The 15849-nt window shown below is 67.4% G+C and carries 7 protein-coding genes; 5 read left to right on the forward strand and 2 right to left on the reverse strand.

Annotated elements, in window-relative coordinates:
- Positions 1-248: 248 nt before the first annotated feature.
- The 5 genes from KF833_13920 (at position 249) to KF833_13940 (ending at position 11250) form a co-directional block, all read left to right on the forward strand.
- Complete coding sequence (locus KF833_13920) at positions 249-3839, forward strand: mechanosensitive ion channel (GenBank protein MBX3746399.1); 3591 nt, start codon at positions 249-251, stop codon at positions 3837-3839.
- Positions 3840-3961: 122 nt separating this feature from the next.
- On the forward strand, positions 3962-7576 hold the full coding sequence (locus KF833_13925; GenBank protein MBX3746400.1) for a hypothetical protein: 3615 nt from the start codon (positions 3962-3964) through the stop codon (positions 7574-7576).
- A gap of 12 nt (positions 7577-7588) precedes the next feature.
- Positions 7589-8293, forward strand: a complete 705-nt coding sequence (locus KF833_13930; GenBank protein ID MBX3746401.1) for a type II secretion system protein — start codon at positions 7589-7591, stop codon at positions 8291-8293.
- Positions 8283-9407 (forward strand): PQQ-binding-like beta-propeller repeat protein, encoded by a 1125-nt coding sequence (locus tag KF833_13935; protein MBX3746402.1) that lies wholly within the window; start codon positions 8283-8285, stop codon positions 9405-9407. The genes KF833_13930 and KF833_13935 overlap by 11 nt, the downstream gene beginning before the upstream one ends.
- Positions 9408-10707: 1300 nt before the next feature.
- Positions 10708-11250, forward strand: coding sequence for an NAD(P)H-dependent oxidoreductase (locus KF833_13940; GenBank protein ID MBX3746403.1), 543 nt, complete (start codon positions 10708-10710; stop codon positions 11248-11250).
- Between the two features lie 245 nt (positions 11251-11495).
- Here the strand turns inward: KF833_13940 and KF833_13945 are convergent, their stop codons facing one another.
- Positions 11496-15527 (reverse strand): DUF2723 domain-containing protein, encoded by a 4032-nt coding sequence (locus tag KF833_13945; protein MBX3746404.1) that lies wholly within the window; start codon positions 15525-15527, stop codon positions 11496-11498.
- Positions 15528-15530: 3 nt separating this feature from the next.
- Positions 15531-15800 carry a hypothetical protein gene (locus KF833_13950; GenBank protein ID MBX3746405.1) on the reverse strand — a complete coding sequence of 90 codons (270 nt, stop codon included), beginning with the start codon at positions 15798-15800 and terminating at the stop codon, positions 15531-15533.
- Positions 15801-15849: the final 49 nt, after the last annotated feature.

Consider the following 15849-nt stretch of genomic DNA (forward strand, 5'->3'; position numbering starts at 1 on the left):
TGGGTTGGGATCCGCCGGGCACCTGGGTGCGGGCCAATGGGGGACGGGTTGGGGACACGGTGGAGCCCGTATTCTCTGCGGGTGGGGGCGTGCGCAGGCCATCCTTTATTGGCGGGATACCCCGAATGGGGGATGGGCGGCCGGGGCGATGCCAAGAGCGATTTCGAGTTCGAGATGAAGCGGCGTCGGTTGCCACGGAGGGGCGGATGCGGTCAATCTGGCGGGGCAATGAGGACGAGGCTATGCGGATGAGCAGGGTGGTGCGGGGGGTTCGATGGCTGGCGCTGGGCGGGCTATGCGCGCTGCTGGGTGGGGGGGTGTCGGCGCAGGTCGGGGGGGGCTCGGGCGGGGCGCCGGGGCCGACGGGTGGGGGGGTGGCCGGGACGAATGTGCCGCCGCCGACGGTGGACGGGGTGCGGGCGGAGAAGGAGGCGATCCGGTTGCGGACGGATCTGGAGGCGGGGATTCAGCAGCAGGTGCTGGGGTATTACACGAATGCGCTGAGCTGGCTGGCGGCGGGTCAGAAGTGGGAGGAGGAGGGGCAGCGGTTCGAGCAGTTGCGACTGGCGGCGGACGGGGAGCGGGAGGCGGTGCGGCAGGATCTGGCGCAGATGGCGGAGGAGACGATCGAGGTGCCGGCGGGGGCGACGCTGGACGGGTTGCGGCAGCGGCGGGACGAGGCGGAGGCGCACCTGGTGGCGGCGCGGGAGCGGCTGGCGGCGGTGGAGACGGAACGGGATCAGCGGGCGCGGCGGCGGGCGGAGGTTCCGGTGCAACTGGCGGCGGCGGGCACGGGGTTGGAGGATTTGAGGCAGGCGTTGGCGGCGACGCCGCCGTCGGGGCAGGCGGTGGAATTGACGCGGGCGCAGGCGGTGGAGCGGCGTTCGAAGCAATGGGAGCTGGAGCGGCAGGTTGAGGCGTTGCGGCGGGAGCTGGCGAACTACGATGCGCGGGCGGACCTGATGCCGTTGCGGCTGGAGCGTGCCAGCCGGCGGATTGCGGTGCGGGAGGCGGCGCTGCGGGGGTGGCGGGTGGAGGTGGACCGGCGTTTGACGCAGGAGGCGGAGCGGCAGGCGTTCGAGGCGCGGCGGGCGGCGGCCCTGGCGCACCCGCTTCTGAGGGAGATCGCGGAATCGAACGTGGAACTGGCGGAGCGGCGTCGGGAGCTGCTGGCCAAGATCCAGCAGTACGAGGAATGGGGACGGAAGGTGGAGGCGGGGTTGCTGGAGCTGGCGCCGCTTTACGAGGAGGACCGGCGTCGTCTGGGATTGGCGACGGAGGCGGGACTGGCGGATTTGAGGTTGCGGGCGCGGCGGGACGAGTTGCCGGAGGTCGGGGTGCTGACCGGGGGGGAACGACCGATCCGGCGGGAGATCAGCCGGCTGCAGCGGGAGCGCTTCAATCGGGAGTATGAGATGCGACGGCTGCCGCCGGTGGAGGCGGGGCGGGACGCGCGGCTGGCGAAGCTGCCCGCGGACACGGAGGACAGTCTGCGTGGGGAGTTGAGGGTGGAGCTGGAGGCGCGGTTGACGGAGCAGCGGAGTCTGTACGGGGAGTTGATTGGAACGTTCGAGGAAGCGGAGCGGGAGTTGATCCGGGTGGCCTCGGCGCTGGATCCGCTGCTGGCGTTGAACCGGGAGTACCGGCGGGTGATCGACGAGCGGGTGCTGTGGGTGCGCAGCATGGATCCGGTGCATTTGCGGGACATCGGGCGGGGGCTGGATCTCCTGTGGGACCTGCTGGATCCGGGCGAGTGGCGGACGCTGCTGGGGGTGGTGTGGCACAATCTGCGGGAGGATCCGTTGCCGGGGATTGTGACGCTGATTGTGCTGGTGGTGTGGATGACTCGGCGGCGGCGGATCCGGGACCGGATGACGCTGCTGGCGGAGCGGGTCTCGAAATGGACCACGGACCGGTACGGTTACACGGTCGAGGTGGCGGGGTATTCGCTGTTGAACGCGTTGTTCTGGCCGGCGGTGTTGTGGTGGCTGGCGTGGAGGGCGGCGAACGCGATCGAGGCGGGGAGTTTTGCGCAGCATGTGGCCTCGGGGTTGCTGCATGCGGGGGCGGTGCTGCTGTTGTTCGGGATGGTGTTTCAGGTGATCCGGCAGAGCGGACTGGCCCGGAGCCATTTTCGGTGGCGGGAGGACACGCGGACGATTCTCCGGAGGAACCTGTTGTGGATTCAGCCGTTGCTGGTGCCGCTGACCTTTGTGGTGGCGGCCTCGGACGGGTTGAGTGTGCGAACCGGGGAGAGTGTGCTGGCGCGGGGCGCGTTCATGGCGGGGATGCTGGTGGTGGCGGTGTTCGTGGCGCGGGTGCTGCGGCCGGAGGAGGGGATCCTGCGGCAGATGGTGGCCGACAGCCGCGGGCGCTGGCTGGAGCGGTTGCAGTACGTCTGGTACCCGATGGCGGTGGCGGTCCCGCTGACCCTGGCGATTCTGGCGGGGCTGGGATTCTTCTATACGGCGCGGCAGTTGGAGGGGCGGTTTCTGCTGACGGTGGGGATGGCGATCAGCCTGGTGGTGGTCAACGAGATGGCGCTGCGGTGGCTGTTCATCGCCAAGCGCAAGCTGGCCATCGAGGAGGCCCGGAAGCGGCGCGAGGCGGCGAAGGAGGAAGCCCGGGATGCGATGCCGGGGACTCCCGGCGAGGCGGGGACGATCGCGGTGGAGGACGTGAAGGTGGATCTCGGCGCGATCAATGTGCAGACGCGCAAGGTGGTCCGGACACTGATCATCTTCGGCTTCATTCTGGGGATCTGGATTGTCTGGTCGCAGATGCTGCCGGCGCTGGGGATGCTGGACCGGCTGGTGGTGTGGCCGAAGTTCGAGGTGCGGGAGAGCGTGGTGACCACGCAGCCCATCGAGGCGATCATTGGCAAGGACTGGGCGAGCCGGATTCCGCCGCCGTTCCAGGAGCCGGCGCGGCCCTTCGATCAGTCGGACATCTCGCAACTGGCGGGACCGGATCCGACGGCGGAGGCGGGGGTGATCACGGTCAAGAACCTGATCCTGTGCCTGATCATCGCGATGCTGATCGGGGTGGTGAGCCGGAACATCCCGGGTCTGCTGGAAATCATGGTGCTGCAGAAGCTGCCGCTCGAGCCGAGCGGGCGGTACGCGATCGTGACCCTGACCCGGTACGGGATTCTGGTGATCGGGACGATACTCACCTTCGGGGCGATCGGCATCGGGTGGTCGCAGGTTCAGTGGCTGGTGGCGGCCATCACGCTGGGTATCGGGTTCGGTCTGCAGGAGATCGTCGCCAACTTCATCTCCGGCATCATCATCCTGTTCGAACAACCCATCCGGGTGGGGGACACGGTGACGGTGGGCAAGACCAGCGGGCAGGTGGCGAAGATCCGGATGCGGGCGACGACGATCGTGGATTGGGACCGCAAGGAACTGATCATCCCGAACAAGGCGTTCATCACCGGGGAAGTGGTGAACTGGACGCTTTCGGATCCGGTGCTGCGGCTGGTGATTCCGGTGGGGATTGCGTACGGCTCGGACACGAGGAAGGCCGAGGCGATCCTGCTGCGGGTGGCGCGGGAGGATCCGGCGGTGATGCAGGATCCGGCGCCCTCGGTGGTGTTCAACGAATTCGGGGACAGCGCGTTGAACCTCATCCTGCGGGTGTTCCTGCCGCACATCAGCGAGCTGACGCGGGCGCGTCACGAGCTGCACACGAAGATCGACCTGGCGTTTCGGGAGGCGGGCATTGAGATCGCCTTCCCGCAGCGCGACCTCCACATCCGGTCGGTGGCGGGTCAGGCGCTGGCGGTTCCGATCACCGGGGGCGGTTCGCGGGTGCATCCGCCGGTGGAGGGGAGCTGAGCCGTCGGGTCGCTCCCGGTGGCGGGGATGTCACGGCAAGGCAACATCAGCGCCCTCCGGTCAATCATCCGTCGATTGGCTTTGCCGCGAACCGGGAAGGGCCGGTAGAACCGATCCCGTTCATGAAGGCGCAGCCCACAACCCAACTTCATCTGTGGTCCCGGATCGTCGTTCTCGCCCTGCTGTCGGTGGCTCAGGGGCAGGCGGCACCGGCGACCCTGCTGTTCGAGGAGGACTTTCGCCGGGGCATTCCGGGATGGACCTATGTGCAGCCGCCCGGGAACTACATCGATGGTCCGGGACTGTGGCAGTACGACATCGTGGACGGGGGGTTTGTGGAGCAGAGCAATATCTACACGGATTCGGCGACGGCCTCGACGACACGGACGGCGGTGATGCTGATCAACGACACGGTGGCGCCGGAGGCATTCACGTACCGGGCGAGGCTGATCGCGGGGGATGACGACGGGTTCGGGCTGATCTTCGGGTATCAGGGGGAGACCACGTTTTATCGTGTGACCTTTGCCCGCCAGAACCGGACGGGATGGCCGTTCACGGGGTGGAGCGTGGATCGGATGGAGGGCGGGGCGATCACGGACCTGTTCGGGGGTGGGATGCCGGACCATGTGCCGACATTCGTCAACACGGCGGGGATTCCGTTTGATGTGGTGATTGCCGTGGCGAACCAGCGGTTGACGCTGACGGTGGTCGAGGATCCGGAGGGGTTTGCGGCGGAGTATCCGCTGGTGGACGCGGGGGAACTGCCGACGCCGGTGGGGGGGCGCGTGGGATTGTTCAGTTGGGGGCAGCGGGGCGGGGTTCCCACCGGGTTTCGGATCCGCGATCCGGAGCTTTCCCCGACGGCGCTGGCGGGAGGGCCGGACCGGCTGGAGGGATGGACGCCCCTGATCACGCCGTCGGAGGATGGGAACGATGTGCTGGGCTCGGGCAACGGCGGGGTCCCGCTGTGGGGACTCGGGGTGCATGCGGGAGGGCCGACCGGATTGATCGAGAACAGCGACGCCTTTGCGGGCAACACGGATTTCAACCGGGTGGATTTCCCGGGCATCGTGCTGGTCGGCGGCGAGCCGACGTGGACGGACTACGTGTACAGCATGCGGGTGCAGTCGCACGACGACGACGGGTTCGGGGCGGTGTTCCGGTTTCAGGACGAGCGGAACTTCTACCGGCTGGCGATGCGGCGGCAGGCCTCGACGATCGGGGTGAAGACGGGTCTCTCGATTCAGAAGGCGGTGAACGGCGAGTTCACGGAGATTGCGGAGGAGACGGCGTTCATTCCTCCGATCAGCGTTCCGCTGGATCTGCACATCTCGATTTCCGGGAACCGGCTGCAGGTGTTGTTGATCGAGGATCCGGACGGCCATCAGGCCCGGGCGCATTTGTTCGGGCCGTACTCGATCGACGGAGGGACGGTCGATTCGGGGCGGATTGGGATTCTGAGCTGGGCGCAGAACTTCGTGGGCGGCGGGGCGAGGATGGCGGGCACGGAGGTGGATCGGGTTCGGGTTCATGAAGTGAGCGGGGAGGCGTTGATGGTGGAGTCCGCCGTTGGGACGGCGACGCCGGCGCCAGGATTGCACGCCTACGCGATCGGGACGGAGGTGACCGCCTCGGTGACGAGTCCGACGGAGGCGCAGCCTGGCGTGCGGCGAACTCCAGCGGGGTGGCGCGGACTGGGTTCGGTGCCGGCGTCGGGGACGGGCGGGACGGTGACGTTCACGATGGACCGGTTTTCGCGGCTGGAGTGGTTGTGGCAGACCGAGTACCGGGCTGCGATTGCGCAGGAAGGCACGGGCCGGGTGGTGGTGAACGGTGTGGAAGTGACGGGTGGCGAAGCGTGGCTGGTCGGGGCGCGGACGAACTCGATCCAGGCGGAAGCGGGTCCGGGATTTGTCTTCACGGGCTGGAGCGGGGATGTGGCATCGCGCAACGCGAACCTGACGATCACCGGCCGCCGTCCGCTGGCATTGACGGCGCGATTCGAGGTGGACACGGCCGGGGACGGACTGCCGGATGCGTGGAAGCTGAGTCACTTCGGCAGCCTCGACGTGGATCCGGACGGCGATCCGGATGGGGACGGGCGGACGAACCGGGAGGAGTACTGGCTGGGGACGAATCCGCTGGTGGCGGAACCGCGGCTGGCGGACAGCCCGATCCGTCCGACGCCGTTGATGAATGCGCAGCGGGATCCGTCGTTGCCCGGGGTGTGGGTGGTTGCCGATTTCGGGATGGGATTCCGGGGGGCTTGGGAGAACTCGAACCAGTTCCGCGGGGCTGACGATGCGGCGTGGTGGGGGGCGGACAACCTGGTGCCGAACGCGTCGTTTGACGGGCCGACCATGGTGGTGCGGGAGGAGCTGTGGAATCCGGACTGGAGGGACTACACGGTCGAGGCGGTGTTCAGCGTTGGGGACAACGATGGCAACACCGTGTTCATCCGGTACGGCGATCATCGGCACTACTACCGGGTCACGGTGAGCGCCGAGGCCAACAACGCGGCGTGGCGGGCGCCCTTCGGTCTGAGCGTGCAGAAGCGGTCCGGGGACACCTTCACGGAATTGCTGCGGGACGAGAGCTTCGCGACGGATCCGTTCGATGTGTCGTATTACAAGCGGGTCCGGATCGGCATCACGGCGAGCGGTCCGGACTTCGAGGTGCGGGCCAGCGGTTGGGACACGCTGCTGGATCCGCCCGAATGGACCGAGGACTGGGTGTTTGCGTTCAGCGACGCCGAGTTGACGTCGGGGCGTGCCGGGGTGGGGGTGTGGGGGCAGCAGGGAGGATCGAGTCCGACGGATCTCAATCCCGTGGCGAACGGTGCCTTGATCGAATCCTTCGCCGTGCGGGTCGGCGGCGAGACGGTGCTGAGCGAGGACTGGAACGAGGCGGCGCTGCCGGGCGAACTGCCGACGGGTTGGGAACCGGTGGTCACGGACGGGGTGGCGGGGAACTGGGAGATGTCGGCGCACGGTTCGATCGTCGAGCGGTCGAGCGCCTTCGGGAGCACCAGCGGCGGCGTTGACACACTGCGTGGGGATGGCGCGGGTCCGGTTCTGGCGGGGCCCGCTCCCGGGACGGGGAATTACCTGATCGAGATGAGCCTTCATCCGTTCGATGACGACGGGATCGGGTTTGTGTATGACCTGGTGGACCCGGAGAACTATGCGCGGGTGTTGTTTGTCAGCGAGGCGACGGCGGCGGGGCGGGTGCCGCAGGGGCTGAACGTCACGCGACGCGAGAGCGGGCAGTGGCGGGATGTCGTGGTGGGCGACGATTCGTTCGTGTATGTGCCGGGCGAGCCGTTTGAGGTGTGGTTCGCTTCGGTGGGGGGCACCTATCACCTGGTGGTGCGCCCGGTGGATCGTCCGGACGAGACCGTGACCTGGCGGTGGACGGACAGTGCGGCGCGGGAGGGCGGCCGATTCGGGCTGGCGAGCTGGGGATCGAACCACGCGCACTACTCCCGGATGACGGTGTACGGTCTGGAGCCGGCGGGGGGGCCGGGCGGGTTGCGCATTGCCGGGGTGGCGCTGACGGAGGCCGGCATTGCGCTGACCATCGAAAACGCCAGCGGCACGCCCTACTCGGTTCAGATGACGGAGAGTCTGTCGTCGCCGAACTGGGTCCTGGTGGCGGAAGGCCAGACCGGGGCGGTCTGGACGGGGCCGCTGCCCGCCGGATCGGCCGGTTACTGGCGACTGGTTCAGGTACCCTAACCGGCTACCGGGATGACTGCCTCACGCGAACGGGGGAGAGGGCCGGGGTTCACGCTCATCGAGCTTCTGGTGGTGATCGCCATCATCGCGATCCTGGCCTCGATGCTGCTGCCGGCGCTGGCCAGCGGCAAGGAGCGGGCACGCCGCACGGGCTGCCTCAACAACCTGAAGCAGCAACTGGTCGGGATGTTCCTCTACGAGGAGGATTTTCCGACCTGGTATTATTACACGCGGGATATCGGCGACGACGGGGCGCCGCAGTCGCTTTACCCGCGGTACGTGTCGAACGTGGGATCCTTCCTCTGCCCGGCGACCCGGAATGTGATCCGGACGGAGCTTCGAGACCGGCTGGGACGCATCCGCGATCTGGATGTCAATGCGGTGGGGCGCCTCGATGACCGGGGCGGTCACAGCTACGAGTACTTCGGGTTTTACGAGACCGGTCCGGCCCCGGCGGGACACAACGTCCGCAAGACCCCGCAGACGGTGGCACCCTGGGTTTCGAGCATCGTGCTGGTGCTGGATGGCGACGACAGCGGGGCGAACAATTGTCCGGACCGGACGGACAACCACGATCGGAAGGGGTGGAACTGGGGATTCGCGGATGGGCACGCCCGGTGGATCACACGCCGGCAGACGGCCAAGGCCCTTCGCGACAGTTTCATGACCAGCGGCACGAACTGCCCGGAGGATGGCAGCCTGCTCAATGGGTACTGATCGGCCGCGCGTGCGGGGTTGGGGAAGCCTGGTCGTCACGGGCCTGCTGCTGGCAGGCCTCGTCGGTGGATGCGGCCGGGGCCCCGGGGACCGTTTGTGGACATTCAAGACGAACGATCGGATTGCGTCCTCGCCGGCATTGGGTGCGGAAGGGAGCATCCTCTTCGGTTCCGAGGACGGGCGGATTTACAGCGTCAGCCCGGGCGGCCGGTTGAATTGGGTCCACGAGACGGACTCGCGGGTGACCGCGACGCCCGCGGTGGGAGGGGACGGGAGCCTCCATGTCGGATCGGGCGACGGGTATCTGTACCGGTTGAGTGACTCGGGAGAGAGGCTGTGGCGATATGACGCCGGTGCGCCGATCGCCTCCTCACCGACGCTGGACACGTTGGGGAACGTGTATTTCGGCTCCGAGGACGGTGTCTTTCACGCCGTCTCCGCTGCGGGGGAAGTCCGGTGGGCGTATTTCGGAAGCCGGCCGATCGTGGCGTCGCCTGTGCTGGACGCGAACGGGGTCTTGTATGTGGGAACCCGGGGGCCGGAAGGCAGGCTGATTGCCGTCGATGTGGAGGGAGGGATCCGGTGGGAGTTTGAGGTGGAGAGCGGGATTGCGGGGTCCTGCGGACTGGGCGCGGATGGCTTGATTGTTTTCGGGGGCATGGACGGCCGGGTGTATGCGCTGGATTCGACGGGCACGCCGAACTGGGTTTTCCAGACGGAGGCGGAGATCGCGGGGTCTCCGGCAATCGGCGCGGATGGCACAGTGTACATCGGCTCGACGGATGGGCATCTCTACGCGATCGCCGCGGGCGGAGGATTCCTGTGGCGGTATCGAACCGACGGACAGGTGCGGTCATCGCCCGCGTTGGGGAGTGATGGAACGATCTACATCGGTTCCCGGGACGCGCGGTTGCACGCGGTCAGTCCGCGGGGGGAGTTGCTGTGGCAGGGGAAGGCGGCGTGGGAATTCGATTCGTCGCCGGTGCTGACCGACGGGGTGTTGTATGTCGGGGCGGGGGATGGCCGGCTCCATGCCTTCCGGATCGAGGGCGGGCTGGCGGGGGCGCCATGGCCGCTGTTTCGGGGCAATCCGGCCCGGACGGGTTTCCGGTAGGGCGGTGGGACGGGGAGGAGGAAGGTTTGCGAGTCCACATCGCATTGCACCCCGGCTTTGCGGCTTCTCGTGCTCGGATTTCTGCTCACCCAGTCGTTGGCCCATGAGTCGGGGTCGGGGTCGGAATCGGAATCGAAAGGGAGGATATGGGTTCTCGGGCATGCAAACGAAGGGGGGACAGCGGGGGAGTGCGGTTCGTGAGGTGCCGGGCGGGAATCGAGTCGGAGGAGACGATACCGATACCGATACCGACCCCGACGCCGATGCCGATTGGAAGACCGCCAACCAAGCGCTTGGGAGGCCGTGTCTGACCGAACCTCCTGCGGACTGGTCTCTGCGACCCCTCGCGGGGTCGTGAACGGGGGGAGGCAATCGTTCCGGGGGTCGAACCCGCGGAGCGGGGTTCGACCCCCGGCTAATGTCTGGAAACCCTCCGGGTTTCTTCGATCAGAGGGGGGAACAATACGGGGTAGGGAGGGAGCCGCGTTGGTGCGAGGGATGGCGGGGGTGTCAGGGCCCGTCGCGGCGCCGTGCGCCCTGTTCACCCGTCACGTTCCATCGAAATCGAAATCGTGATCGGAATCGGTATCGACAGGAGGCAGGAAGCTTCGCGCATCCCCGGAGGTCGTTCCGGTTCGATTCCGACGGCGACGGGCCCCTCGTCGTATCCCTCGACCGATCGCATCTCCGACACCATGGAGATGCGCCCGGGTTCCTCTCGTACTCGTAATCGTAATCGTAATCGTACTCGCCCAGCCCAGTTCGCATGCGGAATGGGACGTCCGAACACGATCGAACGCATCGCACCCGCCGCAAGGCGACCCTCGAAGGGGTGCATCTGCGGGATCGAGGACGAGGACGAGTACCGCCCTTCGGGCTGAGTACGAGTCGTGCGGGGGGTGGATTGGGAGGCTCACGCTGAAGCGTGTACACCCAACGGTTTTGGCGGTGCGGGGACGATGGGGGCGCGGGCGATGGGGTGTCGGGTGGAATGGGAGGCTCACGCTGAAGCGTGTACACCCAACGGTCCTGGCGGTGCGGGGACGATGGGGGCGCGGGCGATGGGGTGTCGGGGTGGTTTGGGGGGCTCACGCTGAAGCGTGTACACCCAACGGTCCTGGCGGTGCGGGGACGATGGGTGTGCTGGCGATGGGGTGTCGGGGTGGATTGGGAGGCTCACGCTGAAGCGTGTACACCCAACGGTTTTGGCGGTGCGGGGACGATGGGGGTGCCCGGGGGCATCGGGGGAGGCGGGGTACGGGATTGCCTGACGGGGACGGGGGCCCATGATGCGGGCCGCATGATGACGTTACTGGTGGGAACGAACCGTCCCGGGAGCAACACGCGGAAGGTTGCGGCCATTCTCGAGGGGCATTATCGGGAGCTTGGGGTGCCGCTGGAGGTGATCGATCTGGCGCGACTGCCGCTGGAGGTGTTTCTGCCGACGGCGTACGCGGAGAAACCGGCGTCGTTCGGGCCGTTCGGGGAGGCGGTGCTGCGGGCGGACGGGCTGCACGTGGTGACGCCGGAATACAACGGGGGTTTTCCTGGGGTGCTGAAGTACTTCATCGACATGCTGAAGTTCCCGGAGAGTTTCGAGCGGAGGCCGGTGTGTTTCACCGGGGTGGCGGCGGGGCTGTGGGGGGCGTTGCGGCCGGTGGAGCAGTTGCAGGCGATCTTCGGGTACCGGAATGCGTACCTCTATCCCGAGCGGGTGTTCATCCCGCGGGTCCATGAGGAACTCGACGGGGAGGGGCGGTTGAAGAGTGCGGATTTGAATGCGCGGTTGAAGGCGCAGGCGGAGGGGTTTGTGGAATTTGTGAAGCGGAATGGCCGGGGCTGACGGGTCGCTGAAGGGGTGCATTCCGGGATTGGCGGTATCGGTGCATCCCGGAGTTGTGGGTGGAGGCGCGAACTTCGCGAAGCATCGCCTCGGAGGGCCGGGTTCAACGAGGCCGCAACGATGGGGTGCGTTGGGATGAGGACTCGCGGAGCTCGTCCCTCCGATCTGCTGCCTCCTCACCGACAATTCCGGGATGCACGGTGGCGGTATGGCTGGCCTGCCATCGCCTTGAGCATCCTGAGGAATCAAGGTACGAGCCGGCGCCATTCGGGGAGGGAACGGAGGGGGGCGAAGCGGGGATCGCCGGAGGCGACGGTGCGAAGGTTATTGGCGTTGGGATCGGTGAGGCGCCGGGTGTCGCTGATTTCGAGGGCTTTGGCGAGGGCGGGGAGGGCGTCGTTGGGTTTCTGGAGGGTGGCGAGGACGCCGGCGTAGTCGTACCAGGCTTCGGCGCTGTTGGGGGCGGCCTGGACGAGTTTGGCGAGGGTCCGTTCGAGGCGTTCGCCGTCGTTGAGCTGGGCGTAGGTCTGGGCGGCGGCGATGAGGGTGTTGGGATCGACGCCGGGGAGATCGATCAACTGGTCGAGGACGATCTTGGCGCGGATGGGCTGGCGGAGCTGGAGGTAGGCGGCGGCGAGGTAGGAGCCGGTGGTGGGGTTGGTGGGGGCGTCGCGCCATCCGGGTTCGAGCTGGGCGACGACGCTGGCGAAGACCTGGGTGGCCTGGTTGACGAGCTGGTTGTCGAGGTAGGTCTGGGCGAGGGCGAGGGCGTTGGCGACGTTGGCGGGGTTGGTGCGGAACATCTCCTCCTGCTGCTGGAACTGCTGGCGGGCGAGGGCGTACTGGGTGGCGCTGCCCTGCATCCGTTCGAGGTCATTGATGAGCTGGACAATGGCGGCGCTGAAGGGGTCGAGACGGAGGGCGGTGTTGGCGATGAGGAGGGCGTCGTCGATGCGGCCGACCATGGAAAGGATCTGGGCGTAGCGGAAGACGGCCTCGGGGCTGTAGGGGCAGAACGCGAAGGCCTGGCGGAAGGCGAAGTCGGCCTCCTTGATCATGCGCTGCTGTTCGTCGAGGGACCTGGCGTTGTTGACGCGCCAGGCATAGACGCCACCGATGCTGCTGCGGAGTTTGGAGTAGGCCTTCTGGGCGTTGTCGTCGCGGATGAACTTCCGGTCGCCCTTGAAGCCGGTGAAGTTGCGGCGGACATAGACGCGCTCGACGAAGTCGCAGATCTCCTGGACGGGGGTGTCGTAGTCGATCCAGTCACCGATGAGCCGTTCGGAATACTGGCGCCAGAAGGCGTGGTCGCGCTGGAGGGTATCCTCGTCGAGGCGGGCGAGGGGTTCGCGGTTGATCTTCATGATGATCCCGTGAGGGGTGAGGTGGGGATACATCCATTCGAGGGGGAAGCTCTCCTCGATGAAGAAATCGTGATCGGGGTTCTGGTCGAAGATGACGCGGCAGAGGAGGGCGTTGATCGACATGACGGCGACCTGGCCGGCGACGGTGACGCGGCCATTGACCTCGCGGACGTCCTCGCCGGGGCGGAGCTGGTTGAGGTTTTTCCGCTGGAAGGCGTCGGTCATGTAGTCGTTGTAGCAGCGGGCGGATTCCTCCGGGGTGGGGGTGTGGATTTCGAGTTCGGGATACACGCCGCCGAGGGAGGGGGCGATCAGGCCGGGGAAGGCTTCCTCGAGGATGCGGCGGCCCATGCGGATGCGGGCGGCGGTGGAGAGGTCCTGGGCGACGAGGCGCCGGACGTCGGTGGAGAGGGGCAGTTGGGCGACGAGATCGGCGCGGTAGAGGGAATCCGGTTGCGAGGCGAAGGCCTGGCGACGGCCGGGGCGGTCGGCGGGAGGGAGGGCATCGAGTTCGGGATCGAGGCGGCGCCGGGCCTGGAACTCATGCTTGATGAGGCGGTTGAGATCGGAGGCGAGGGCGGAGGCGAGGCGGCGTTCGGAGGCGCCGGAGGCGAGGCGGTCGCGGGTCTTCTGGGAGAGCAGGCCGGATAGATGGGCGGCGAAGGGGTCGCGGTCGGGGCCTTCCCGGAGGCGGGCGGCGAGCTGGGGGACATCGGTGAAGTGATCCGGCTTGAGCCAGGAGGAGCCGGCGCGGCGGCGGGTTTCGACGGCGTCCCCGAAGCGGAAGAGGAGGCGGTCGAGGGGGGCGACGGCACGGGCGAGGCCGTTGGTGTAGAGGGCCCGTTCGCGTTCGCGCCGGCTGCGGAGCATTTCCTGGAGGAAGGGGGTGTCGAGGGGGACCTGGGCGCTCTTGTTGTAGTGGGCGCGGATGTAACTGAGGTAGGTGCCGTCGGCGAGGGCGTTCTGGGTGATGAGATAGACATCGCGGCGGTCGAAGTCGGGATCGCGCTTCTTGCGGGGGGGGGTGAAGCTTTCGCAGAAGATCATGTAGGTCGGATTGAACCGGCCGGGGTCGGTACCGCCGAAGAGGATGGTATTTCGGGTCATCTCCGGGAAGAGCGGCTGGCCGTCGGGCCCGTTGAAGGGCGGGGTGAACATGTCGTGGCCGAACCAGTAGCCGAAGAGGTGACCGCGCTGCTCGTTGTCGGCCCAGTGGGACAGCATGGGTTTCACCGGGAGGAGGGCGAAGAGGACGAGGAGGGGGCGGAGGGGGGCCTGGAGGGGGTTGCGGACCAGGAGGGTGAGGGCGGCGACGGCGAGGCCGAGGGCGAAGAGGCTGGCGAGGCGGTCCACGAAGGAGTCGGTGGGACCGATGCCGAAGAAGTAGGCGGGCTGATTGGGGGCGAAGAGTTCGATCCAGCCGAAGGTGGCGGCGCCGACGAAGACGGCGATGCCGACGGCCCCGGCGGAGGCGAGGGTGGTCCAGCGGCGGGAGGCGTGGTATTCGACGGCGAGACTGGCGGCGAGGAGGGCGAGGCCGTACCCGACGCCCATGGCGATGACGACATGGGAGGCGGTGAAGAAGACCTTGATCAGGCCGCGGCTGGTGCGGTCGGGGTTGGGGTTGAGGAGCCAGAGGAGGAGGAAGGCGAGGCAGATGTAGATGGCGGTGAGGCCGATCATCCAGCCCTTCTCGTTCTTGCGGAGGCGGGCCCAGAAGAGGAAGGGGACGAGGGCGATGAGGAGATAGACGAGGTTGAACTCCTCGACGGCGCCCTCGAAGAGCATGAGGACCTGGTCGAAGAGGCGGCCGGCTTCGAGGGAGGGATTGGTCTTCTCGTACTGGCCCCGGGTGAAGGCATGGACGAAGCCGTCCCAGGTGCGCGGGTAGCCCCAGTTCAGGGGGGGATTGGTCATGCCCGCGAGGGGCATGTAGAAGTAGAACGCGGCGCCGAGGGCCCACATGCCAAGGGAGATGGCGGCGGGGACGATTTCGGTGCCGAGGGCGCCGGTTTGAACGGCGAGGTAACCGCAGGCGAGGATGGAGCCGATGCCGACGAGGTTGAAGATGAGGAGGAGGGCGGGGCTTTCGCGGAGGCTTTCGAGGCCTCCGGCGGCCATGAGGCCGAGGCCGGCGAGGTAGATGAGGCTGTTGGCGAGGAAGGCATCGCGGCCGAGCTTGCGGTTGGCCATGGCGATGAGGACCTCGATGCCCATGGCGGCGACGATGAGGGTCTGGTGATTGGTGAAGGCGATGCCGAACATGAACGCGGCCCAGTAGAGGTAGCGACGCTGGGCCGGGGCATAGACGTAGTGGAGGAGGAAGACCAGGGTGAGGACCAGGGAGAGGACGCTGAGGGTATAGACCTCGACGATGACCGCCTGGCTCCACATGAAGCCGTTGAAGCCCATGAGGAGGCCGCTGACGATGGCGGTGACCACGGTGATCGCCTGGTGGAGGCGGGCCTCGATCTGGCGGCGGGTGTCGATGGAATCGACGAGGAAACTGCCGACGCGGGACACCATGAGGGCGATGATCCCGGTGGACAGGGCGGCGGCCACGGCCGAGGACACGGTGACCCGCCAGGCGATGTTGGAGAAGGGGATGAGGACGGTGAACAGCCAGGTGTAGAGGGTCCAGACGGGATAGCCCGGGGGATGGGGGACCCCGGCATAGTAGGAGGCCACCGCCAGTTCCCCGCTGTCCTCGAGGGTCACGTCCGGGGCCATGGTCCAGAGGTAGGCCACCAGCATGATCGCGGTGGTGATCAGGAAGGCGAACCAGTCGGAGCGCCGGAAGAGGGGCACGGGCACCGCGGGCGGGGGCGGTTCGGCGGAGGGGGCTCCGGGTTTGCGGGATTTGGAGGCCGGCGCTGGGGTGCGTGCCTTGGCGTCGGACTTGGGTGTGGCCATAGATCAGCGTGCGAAAACGTTGGTCTGCCGAATCAGCAGAGATCCGAAGTGTGCGGCGAGGCCGCCATCGTTTGTCGAACGAAAACTGGGTGCGGGCGGGGCGTTGCGGGCGATGGGGTCGGTGCCGGAGGCTCCGAAGGCGGCGAGGGCGGCCAGGGAGACCGAGGATTCGGCGAGGGGATCGCGGGTGATCCAGGGGGAGGCGAGGGAGAGCAGCACCAGGGCCGAGGCGGTGAGGGGGGCCAGCCAGGATCCGAACCAGGCGGATGGCATTGGGCGGGGGTGGGGATGGGGGCGCCGGGGCGGGGCGAAGAGGGCGGCT

This window comes from Verrucomicrobiia bacterium (assembly GCA_019634625.1).
In the GTDB taxonomy this organism is placed as follows: Bacteria; Verrucomicrobiota; Verrucomicrobiia; order Limisphaerales; family CAIMTB01; genus CAIMTB01.